This is a genomic window from Candidatus Obscuribacterales bacterium (assembly GCA_019744775.1).
Taxonomy (GTDB): domain Bacteria; phylum Cyanobacteriota; class Vampirovibrionia; order Obscuribacterales; family Obscuribacteraceae; genus SBAT01.
In genome coordinates, this window is record JAIETZ010000006.1 from 60,732 (window position 1) to 73,002 (window position 12,271).

The window sequence follows — 12,271 nt, forward strand, 5'->3', positions numbered from 1 at the left end:
TCGTGCTTAAAAGCACTGGTTAGTTGTAAACGCTCTCAAATGCACAAGAGCTTAATTGCAAAATACCAGTTGCGAATTACATCTTGCAGTTCTACAAAAACTTCACAAGTTAAATATATAATTCTCACAGAACCTATGAAAGAAAGTTCTGTCACTTCTATATAGCACCCTGACTTACTCAGTCCCCTGTGCCCGGAATCCCAATGAAGAAATCCCTACTAGCACTACCCCTGGCATTTTTGCTGACGTTCAATTATCTGCCTCTGCCGCTTCAAGCTCAAGAGGCACCTGTTGATGGAGCTGCTGCCCAAAGCACCCCTGCTCCTGTAGTGCTGGACCATACTTCGCTTGGGCAATTAGCTGATCTAGTGATCAACCCACAACAAACCGTTGCTATTGACTTCGGCTCCCTAACAGGTGGATTGACGCTGCCCGGCAACCTGACAAACAATGGTTCAATTTACGCCTATTCAACCAACCCCAACGTAAACATCGGCTCCATTAACGCCAATAACATCTATAACAATGCCGGCGGCTTAATTACTTCAGTCATTCCGCAAGGTGGTATCCCTGGGCTCTCACTAAACCTGGCGAATCTGGTCAGTAATTTCAGCCTCAATCTAACAGCAGTAAACAACATAGTTAATGCCGGAATGATTTCCAGCGCCGGCAACCTATCAATGACAGCAGGCGGCACCATCACGAATGCCGCCACGCAAGCAAATTTGGCAGCCATGTTAACAGCAGTCAACACTGTTAACCTAACAGCAAGCAATATTGTGAATAGCGGCATAATTTCGGCTATGCAAGGCAACATCAATCTCGCCTCAAAACTCTCTACAGATTTAATCCTGAACAATGTCAATGGTCAATTGTCGGCATTGAACGGCATAATCAACGCTCGAGACTTAAGTTACCTCGGCGCTATGAATACCATTCTTCATGGTGGTGATTTTCTATCCAGAGAACTAAATATTTATTCCGGAGATGGCATTGTCGATGTTAACGTCAACGACATTTTAGGAACGGTCAATATTAATGCCGGTTGCGCCCATGTCCAGGCTGCAACTGACAATTTACTTTTAGGCTCGCTGATTATTACAGGCGATCCAACCTACTACAACACTCTAGGTTCCATTACAGTAACCGGTCCTGTATCGACAACTTCCGGACAGAACCTGGCTTTTGCCGCCCGGCAGGACATAACCGTCAGCGGTAATATCTCAACAATTGCCAGTACTTCAACTAACGGTACGCTTATATTTATTGCCGGGGCAAATATTACCGGACCAACACCATTAGCAAATACTCAAATCAACAACAATACTGCCAACACAGTAACCATTGCCTCCGGTTCCGGTTCGACAACAGGCGGGGCTATTAACTTAACAGGGTCAGGTAACACCATCACAACCAGCGGTGGCAACTTAACCATGGTTGCTTTTAGTGGATCCGGTGCCGGTTCTGCTCTCACACCAGGCACGATAAGTGTTCAGCAATCTATATCAACAGCCGGCAGTGGTACTGGCTTCAATGGCAGCGTGACAATGATAGCCGGAGCAACTTCAGGCGCCGGTATTACCACAAGTGCTATTAACACAGGTGGTGGCTCAGGTTCAAATGGTGGCGCTATTACACTTAGAACTGCCGCTCCAAGCACCAATAGCAGCACATCACTCACCAACGGCACCCTCACAGGAGGCTTCACAGCCGGCAGCACGACAGCTGCCTCTGTTACTACCGGTGCCTTAACTACCATTGGCTCAACCAGTACAAGCGGCCGCGCAGGCGGAGCCATCAACATTACAGCCGGCACCTCCATCACCACGGGCGCAATTGCCACAATCGGTGGCACGGGCACTAGCAACACGGCAGCTGATGGTGGCGCCGGTGGTGCAGCAGGGAGCGTCACATTCAATGCCGGCGGCAATATTTCGGTGGGCAATATTAGTGCCTATGGGGGCACCGGGGGAAGCTTCACCGGTACCAGCGGCAGCGCTTATTACGGCGGCGCCGGTGGCGCCGGCGCAGCAGTCAGCCTGGTGACGACAGGTGACAGCTCCAGCATAAGCAGCGGCTTCATCAATACATCGGGCGGTGCTACAGGTACAGGTGGCTATAATTCCGGCACAATTTCAGGAAGCTCAGCAGGAGCCCAAGCCGGTGGCTCTGCAGGAACAATTACACTTACCGCCCCTGGCGGCATAAGTGCCGGTTACTTACGAGCATTTGGTGCAGGCGGTGAAGGTGGCAATAACGGTAGCAGCGGAGTTATCGGCACACAAGGCGGCAATGGGGGCGCAGGAGCTGCCGTATCACTAACTTCCACCGCCGGTGCTATCACTTTGACAGGTGATATCAATACTTCAGGCGGCGGTGGCGGTGGCACGGGAAATTCCGGTGGCACGGCTACAGGTGGCACCGGTGGTGCAGCAGGAAATATTAGTATCAATGGAGCTGGAGTTGTCCAAATTACCGGTCCTGTGTTGGCAGCAGCCGGAGGCGGCGGCAATGGCAGCAGCGCCTCTTGCTGCGGTGGTGGCGGTGGTGCCAGTTTCGGTGGTGGCGGCGGCGGCGCCGACGGCGGCAGTGCAGGCGGCGGTCTCTTCGGCGGCGGCGGCACATCCAACTGGGGAAGCGCCTCAGGCGGCAGCGCCGTTTCCGGCGGCGTTTCAAAAAACCCGCAAGGAAGTGCCGGCGTAACGAACGGTTCGGTCGGACAAGGCGGCAACAGTTTTGATACTACTCCTAACGCCAGCCGAACAGGCGGTGTCTTTGGCGTAGGTGGCGTCGGTACAAATGCAACTGCCAATCAAGTAGGGCAAGCAGGACAAGGAAATATGGGGGGAGCCGCCGGTTCCACCAACGGTAATATCACCATCTCCGGTGGCAGCGTGTCTTTAACAGGCACTGTTTCAAGCTTTTATCCTGGTTCAACAGGGGGATCCACAGGCTTCACCAGTTCACCTTATTCTGATGTTTCAATCTATGGAGGCACGACCGGTCAAGCTGTCCAAATAACAGCCACCAGTGGTGATGTTTCCATTGCAGGTACTCTCAATCTCTCAGGAGTAGATAGAAGCGGACAAACAAATGGAGCCGCCGGTGGAGCAGCAGCCGGCTTAACGGTATCTGCTTCATCAGGATCAATCAGCCTAGGTGGCATTACTGCTGTCGGCGGCAGCGGTGCTTCCACCACCAGCGCCGTGGGTGGCGCAGGTGGTGCAGGCGGAGCAATAAGTTTAACTGCCGGACAAAACGTCACAGTCGCCGGCGCCATTAATCTAGCGGGCGGACTTGGTGGCACATCAACTTCTTCCAGCTTCAATGGAGGTGTCGGTGGTGCCGGTGGCAGCTTATCCTTAAATGCCAACGGCATTGTTTCACTTGCCGGCAGCGTTTCAACAGCCGGAGGTACCGGAGGTACAAATTCATCACGCACAGGTGGTACCGGCGGACAGGGAGGCTCAGTTACAATTACCGATACGGCAGGACCTATAACAATCACAGGCAATGTCAGCACAGCCGGTGGCACCGGGGGCACAGGCTCGACTCAAGGCAACGGTGCAGCCGGCGGAGCCATGTCCATTCAAACAACAAACTACGGCGCTGTCACAGTCTCAGGCAATCTAAATACCTCCGGCGGCAATGGACCAACAGTTGGTCAACCGGGAGCGATTACAGTCAGAGCTAACAGCAATTTTGCTTCACAGGGTTTTGCCTCTCCCGGCAGTCCTATCTTTATAAGTGGTTATATTCTTGCTCAAGCAGGTGGCACAAGCCGCAGCGCCTTAACCTCCGGTGCAGGTGCTATTACATTAGCAGGCAATGCTGTAGCCATAAACGGCACGACAAATATAAGTGGAACAAATTACAGTATCTTCGGTGGCTCCTCGGTCAATATCACATCACCCGGTGCCACCATCGGTCAGAACTATGCTTCTGCCAGTGATCTCAGTTCAACAAACACCGTCACCAATGGTATTTCTACTGTGGGTTTTAGCGGCAACAACACGAGTGCAACCTTTGCAATGGGTTCAAGTGGCAGCAAAGGTCAAATCGCCAGCCGCATCAACGGTACCAGTGACACCATTACCATCAATACGGCTCCTAACAGCGGACATCCAACCGCTCATAATATCCTCGATACCTCACCACAGACATTTACGGGTGGTTCTGCCGGGCTGCTTTACCGCGACAGTGGCAACACCGTGCGCTCAGTAACTTCAGCAAGCACTATGACTGCGGCAAAACGTATTGCCGTCATCCAAAACCTATATGCCGGCACTCAGACACTGATAGTTGATACAACAAACACCCCGATTGCAACAGGCGGAAGCTTTGAGATAGCCTCAGTCAATTTTCCAACGGCAGGCGACAATGGCGGCAACTTCTCAACCTTAGTTATTCCAGCATCAGTTACAGCCAACGTCACAACAACTACCGTCATTCCGGCAAACGGACCCACAGTTGGTCCAATTACTATTAACGGCACGCTTAGCTTCAATGCCACTTCGGGATCATCTTCCGGTGGTATCAATGCTGCGGGCAACATTACAACCGGTGCCTCCGGATTGATAACCAGCACGCAAACTACAACAGTAAGCCTGACTTCGACAGCAAATAGTATTGGCTCATCCGGATCTCCGCTGAAAGTAAGTTTGTCTAATCTGGCATTGAACGCAGCCAACGGCTCTGTCTATGCCAATGATCAATTATCCAGCGGCAACATCACACTTAACAACTCAGGAGTCAATACATCAACAGGCACATTCCAATTCCAAGTCACTGCAACAAGCGGCAACCTGCTCACAGGTGCTTCACAAACAATTAGCGGCAAGACACTTGTTATAACATCCACTAGCGGCAGTATCGGTACATCCGGTTCCACTGTAGCTGTGAACACAGGGCTGCTGACAGCTTCTGCTTCAAGTGGCAACGTCTATATAACCGATAGCGCCAAGGTCATCTTGCAGGACAATGGCGCCTTCACCAACGGAGCCTCAACATCAAGCGGCACCTTCTCCATAACTGATACAAATGCGGCCGGCTCCGGCAATACTGCAATTGCATTTAGCGGACCAACAACAATTAGTGCCGCAACTGTAATTCTCAATGCCAGTACCAGTGGTGATGTTGGCACATCAGCAACACCCATAGCAATTATCGCAGGTACAGTCGCTCTCAATGCACCTAACGGTTCTGTTTACGTCAATGACTCTTTGTCAACCGGAAATATCACAATAAACAATTCCGGCGCCAACACATCCAACGGTAGATTCCAATTTAGAGCAACTGCTACAAGCGGCAACATCTTAACCGGTGGTTCTCAAACTATTACCGGCAACAATGTCATTCTTGCTTCCACAAACGGCAGCATTGGTTCAACCTCTTCACTGGTTGCTGTAAATACCGGTCTTTTGACCGCACAAGCTACAAATGGTTCTTCTTATATAACCGACAGCGCACGCGTAACACTGCAAGACAACAACGGCTTTTCCAATGCCGCCAGTTCTTCCGGTACATTTTATGTAATAGACACTAACGCAGCCGGTGCCGGTACCACTGCCATCGCCTTCTCCGGACCAACAGGAATCGCAGCCGGCACTCTAGTTCTGCGTGCCAGTGTCAGTGGCGACATCGGTACAACCAGCAACCGTATCACAACCAGTGCAACGAATATTACAGCTAATGCTCAATCAGGATCTGTATACATAACTGATACCAGTAACTCAAATGTCAATTTACAAAATACAACAATCGGCAGCACGATACAAAACTCAGCCGGCAATACATTCAGCCTTGTAACCAATCAAAACCTAACTACCGTTAACAGTTTTGCTGCAATCAACAACTTATCCCTAACATCGACCAACGGCGCAGTCGATCTCTCCGGCATATTGTCGGCAGGCTCTGTTACAGCAAGCGGTGGCAGTTTAACTGTTTCCGCCGGCACCAATATAGTAGCTCCAGGAAATGTTTCAGCAGTAACTTACAATACATCCGGCGTTAACGGCACTAATGGAACATCTTCAGGCGGTACAGGCAATGCAGGCGGAGCAATAACACTTACAGCCGGACTCACTTCAACATCAGGCGTCATCACGCTACCAAATCTCTCACTCACAGCTAACGGCGGTAATGGTGGCACAGCCAGCAGCTCCGGCGGTACAGGCGGTCAAGGTGCGACCGGCGGCAACATAACAGTTGCAGCAAGTGGCACTATTTCCCTTAATGCAATAAGTGCCAACGGTGGCAACGGCGGCAGCAAAATTGGCGGCGGCAACGGCACCGGTGGAGCCGCCGGCGCAGGCGCCACAGCGATGATTATTTCAACAGGAGACAATGTAAATCTAGGTACTATCACTGCAACAGGCGGTACTGGCGGCAACGGAGCGGTCAGCGGTAGCAACGGTAACGGCGGTGCCGGAGGCAAAATCGATATCGAGAGCCAGAAAAAATCCATCTCTATAACCGGCAATGTAGACGCCTCCGGTGGCATAGCCGGTACGGGCGGTAGCGGTGGCAGCGTTGGACAACCAACAGGAACATCGGGACACAGTATTCAATTGATGGCTGTTGGCTCTCTGGCAGTAACCGGTTATGTGGCAGCAGCAGCCGGTGGCTCGGCAGCTAATACTATTACCGCTACAAATGCCGACATAATTATGTACGGCAAGACAGTTAATTTGTCAGCAACAGGCACAAGCCTCTTTGGCGGTACCGGCGGCTATAACGCTTTCGGCGGCTCTTCCATGACAATCGTAGCGCCAGGAACATCGACACTGACTCAGTACAGCACTAACTTGGATCTGACTACAACTTCAACAGTTTCCATGGTTGCTTTCACCGGTGGCACATTTACGGTCGGCACAACACCTGTGCCCGGTGGCAACGGAGCTGCTGCCCAGCTGGGAACTAAAGCGGGTTCGACGCTTTCAATTAACGGCATCAATACTCCAAATCCGGTGAATAGCACTTCAACACCACGCACTTTCGCTGGCAACTTGGTCGTTATATACAATGGTAACTCCTTCATGACCGTTGCTCCGGCTCAAGCAGTGACACCTGCTCAGTGGGTAGCAGCAGTTCAAGTTTCAACAACAAGCTCGCAAGATGTCACTCTCAATGCAGGCGGCACCGGCACGCAAGTATCCGGCATATTCACGCTTGCAGATTCCAATTATCCGTTAATTACAGCTGCTGGCGGCACATCGACGACTTTCACCAACATCAATATTCCATTAGGGGTTACTGAAAATGTCACCACTACCAATACGGTTACCTCCACCGGCAACGTAACAATTAACGGCTCCTTGAATTTCCAATCGGGATCATCTGGTGCACTCACCGCCTCCGGCAATAACTTAACTATTGCCGCCAATGGCACCATTCAGTCAGCAAGTGGCAATTTGGCTATTACTGCAATCGGTACCGGTTCAGGTCTGGTTGTAGGCAGCTCAGGTATTGTGGCTTCAGCCGGAGGCAATCTCTCAATTACAACAGGAGCAGTTAATAACGGTGGCTTGATTACAACCTCACAAAATAACGGCACAATTACCATTCAAAATGCCAACACAATGACATTGACCGGCAATGGTTCAATAACATCAACAGGAACTGGAGTTAGTTCAATCCTCATTCAAACAACCGGCAACACTCACTCACTGACGATAAATGGCTCATGGACTTACGATCCAGGAATTGCCGGTTCCACAACCATTTCTGCAATAACGACAGGCAGCCCGCTCACTTTTGGTGCATCCACTACGCAGAATATAGCCAGCGGTACTCTTACCGTAAGTTCTCGCACGGTAGTTCTCGGCGATGGCGCGCTCATACAAAGCCAAAGCTCAACTGGCACTGCAATCACCATCGACAACGGTGCTGCTGGAGCAACTCTAGTTGTGCAGGGACCATCCGGAGGATCAGCAACCATTCAAACAAATGGAGCAGATATTCAAATACAAACAACTAACACAAGACAAATTACGTTCGACAAATCGAGCACTGCCGCTACGACACTTAACTTCAATACGCAAGGTCTTGGCACGGTTATTACAAGCAACAATACAGATCAAAACATAAACAGTTTGGTTACCTTTGCCTCCGACAGCAACATTCAAATGAACATCAATGGCAACAATAACCTCAACTTAAACGGAACAATCAATTCCTCCAAATCATCGGGTTCTATTGTTGCGCAGAGTACAACTGATTTAAACATAGCCGGAACAGGTACTATCGCCTTCACCGGCGGCGCTTCAGGCACAATTCAATTAATTGCTAATGGCGCAAATAGTCTAGCCTTCATTGGTAATACAACCATGGATCCAGGTGCAGCAGGCTCAGCAATATTCAAATCACAAACAGCCGGCGGCATTATTTCAATTGCATCAGGGACAATACAAACTGTGCAATCAGGTGCTTCGATCTTGGTGAGCGCACAGAATTTTCGCTTCTTGGGTGACGGTGCTGCTCTTGTTGCAACAGGATCCTCCAACATCACTTTCGATTCGGGTACCGCCGGCAATAACCTTCTAGTAAGAACTCAGGCAGGCACGACAACAGGCGGCATATCGACTGCTGGTGGCACGATTCTTTTCACGCCACTAACTGACGGCACACTGACATTTTCAAAAACTACTGGAGCCGACGCCATCCTTATCCTGTCAACAGGCGGCTCCGGACTTGTTAAAACAGTGTCGGCTGCCAACACAGCCATCAACGCCGGCGTTATCTTATCTGCCGACAGCAACATTGAAGTAAACGTCAATGGCGGCAATACAGCAACAGTAAACGGAACGATTACAACGAACAAAGCTGCTGCCAACTTGCTCATTCAAAGTACAACCAATCTAACTCTTGCCGGCACCGGCATCTTGGCAGTCACCGGCAGTGGCAGTAAATACATAACAGTTCAGGCACAAGGCGCCAATGCGCTGACAGTTGCTGCATCACTGACATACAATGCTGATGTAGATACTTACGTGCAATTGCAATCAACAGCTTCCGGAGGCTCAGTTGCATTTAACAACAACACCGCGCAGACGATAACCGGCAGTGCTTATGGTCAAGTTATTGCTACTCAAATAACTTTCAGCGGTAATGCCACATTTACAAACTCGGCAGGCTATCTAGATTTAACTGGCGATCAACTGTCCACAAATATTACTCTTACCAATAGCAGAACCGTGACTTTGGATTTGCCTGGCGGTGTAGCGTTCATTGGCTCATATGCTGCGCAGCCGTTGGTAATAACAAAGACGACAGGCACCGGCAATTCAACATTGCAAGTCAACAACGAGTTACAGACATTTTCTAATGGCGCCGATACTACTATCGACACGCGTGTCATTCTTTCATCTAATAACAACATTACAGTAAATACAGATGGCGGCGCCTTGAATGTCAACGGCACAATAACTTCAAGTGCAGCAAATGGCAACATCACTATCTCAAGCCGCAATGGCAGTTTAGTAATGGGCGGCTCACCAACAGGAAGTATTTCCGTAACCGGCGGTGGCTTAGCATCAATTCTTGTTCTAGTACAAGGCATTTCAACTGCTCTGACAATGAACTCCAACTACACTTTTAACGCCGGCGCCTCCGGAACAGTCAATGTCATTGCTGATCAAATTACATTCGGTGCTGGTACAACCACCACCATAACAGGCACTAGCGCACTAGCCTTCTACGGACAAAATATTATCTTCGGCAATGCAGCAACCATAACAAGTGCCAATACAGTTAGCCTATTTGCTTCAGGCGGCAGCAATCTGCTGACGATAACCACACCGGACAACGGTTCGGCTAACATCAATGTCTCTTCCGGTCAGATAGTAGTTCAAGGTACTTCACTGGCATTTGCTAAAACTGCCGGAGTTAATAGTTCAACTCTTAATCTGAACAATGCCAATGTATACATGCAAAGTTCCAACGGTAACACATCGATAAATAGCAACGTCATTGTTCAGTCCAATCGCAACATCACCCTCGAAGTCAGCGGCAATCACAACTTTGCACTAGAGGGGACGCTCAAATCCAGCAACAATGCCGGCGTAATCAACATTTCCGGCAGCGGCGGTGTAACAATCTCAGGCAGCACTGCCGGGACTGTGCAGATGACAGGCAGCGGCGCTAATAACATTAGCCTTATCGGCTATGACTCAGGACTAACCGTTAACAACTCAATTACTCTTGATGCAGGATCATCGGGCACAGCAACAATCGGTGCCTCCTGCTGCGCCATGACTCTGGCAGCAAATAAAACAATTACCTTCGCCAATCAAACTGCAGGCAGAGTTCAAGCGACAACTTTACTTTTAAGCGGCAACAACACAATTACAGGCAGCAAAACAAGTGGCACAGCGCTCACTATTTATTCTCCAAATCCCAATCCGTTTACCTTGAACCTGCAAGCTAATACCTCCTCCACAATTGCCAGCTCCGGTGGTGCAATCAATATAGATTCACCAAAAAACATCACAATAGGCATAAGCGGCGGTACCGGCTCCAGTACTGCAACACTTAATTTCACCGGTGGCAATGTCACGATGACCGCCAACGAAGGAACAACGGTGATAAGTTCACGCGTAACAATCAATTCGCAGAAAGATATTACCTTCAATGTAAACCAAGCAACAATTGGTGCTAATGGACAGATAAATACATCTCTGGGATCAATCACCTTAATTGCCGCCACAGGAACAATAAGCATAGGCAATAACGTGACGATGTACGCCAATGAAGGCAATCTCACCATTCAGAATACAAATGCGGCCGCAGGCGCCATTGATATTGCCAGCGGCGCCAACCTGACTGGCTATACAACCGGTAATCCGGCATTGGGCTTCGTCAATATCGTCATCGGACCAATTCCCGCGATGCCTGTTGTCGGCAGCGTTCCAGCTAATGTCACCGTCAATGAGTCAGGTGGCGGAGTTGTTTATTTCGGACAAAATAGTATTAACGCATCTGCACCAAATAACACAATTAATGCTAAGGGCAGAAATGTTGTCTTCAGCACAGGCGGACAAGGCTCATCAGCTATTACACTAGGGGGCAACGTCACCATAACAGCTGACCCACCACTTCCAAGTGATGCAACGGCAAGTCAATCAACAGCTCCAACATTGTCTTTTGCAACAACAATTCCAACAACGACTGCAGTACATCAGACAATTTCCACTACCGTTATCCCGTTTGATACCAGTCCGGCATCATCAGTCGGTACGCTTGTTGGCAATGACACGTTGAACAACTCGGTTAATCAAGCACTTAACGCCGCATTCCCTGCGACAGAAGATGAACTACGGAAGCACAAAGACAACGATGTTTACAGCAATTTAGATCCCACAGTTTCGCCATATCAGCCGATAAGCTACTCACCTGGACTGGAATACCAACGTTTAAAACCTGCTGACAGCAAGAGTGAAATCTACACATTTGAAACAGCCGGCACATCAATTAAGTGTGTCGGTGGTGCCAGAGTACTCGTTAATGAACCGGGTGTTGTCGCGGTAAAGCAAGGTGACGTGGTCATTGCTGCTAACAAAGGCAAAACAACCGTTCGCTCCGGAGATGCAATCATAACGATAGATTCCTCAACAATTGCCTTTATTAGCCAAGAAGGCAACTCGCTGAAAATTCGTAATCTATACGAGACAGGCGGCGATTCTATGTGCGTTGTCGTCGACGGAAAACAATTTCACGTCGCCGTTGGACATGAAGTCATCATCAGTGAAAATGAAGCTGTTTACAAAGAAAGCAAACACGACAAAGTAGGCAGACGTCACACAAAAGCCATTGACTCTCAATGCGACAAACATATTGCAACATGTGAATTCTCATTGTTGTCTCTTATCGAGACAAGCAAAATACTGAGACAAATTTGCCACAGCAACGAAGCAGATGACAAAGCTATAGAAGCTCGCTTGGTTAAAATGGCAGCTTGCTTAATGCTCACTACTAGCTCGCATGGAGCCTACACGGATGATATAAAAGGTGGGCAGTAAACTAACAGCTAATAACTAACCAGTTAGCTAACTAGAATTTCGTAAAACATTAAACCGAACCCCGGTTTAACGGAAAAGTAGTTTAAATATATATATGCGAGGGCATATAAACGTTGAGTGGGCGTTGTTCAGCATGTCCTGCGGCGGTGAATGTAGCTTTGCTGATTGGCTAGCCATGAGTGTCCGGTTTGGTGCTCTGGGGGTCGGCTAGTGCTATGGGTACAAGTAGGTCTTTACTACCAACCAAGGTGCTA

At 49.4% G+C, this 12,271-nt stretch carries 1 protein-coding gene; it reads left to right on the forward strand.

Going from position 1 to position 12,271, the window contains the following annotated elements:
• The first annotated feature begins 203 nt into the window (after nucleotides 1-203).
• Nucleotides 204-12,017 (forward strand): hypothetical protein, encoded by an 11,814-nt coding sequence (locus K2Y22_13545; protein ID MBX9879479.1) that lies wholly within the window; start codon nucleotides 204-206, stop codon nucleotides 12,015-12,017.
• Nucleotides 12,018-12,271: the final 254 nt, after the last annotated feature.

Bases quoted from the DNA above. Each gene is read 5' to 3' on its own strand.
- K2Y22_13545 (MBX9879479.1), top strand. From the start codon at position 204: ATGAAGAAATCCCTACTAGCACTACCCCTGGCATTTTTGCTGACGTTC.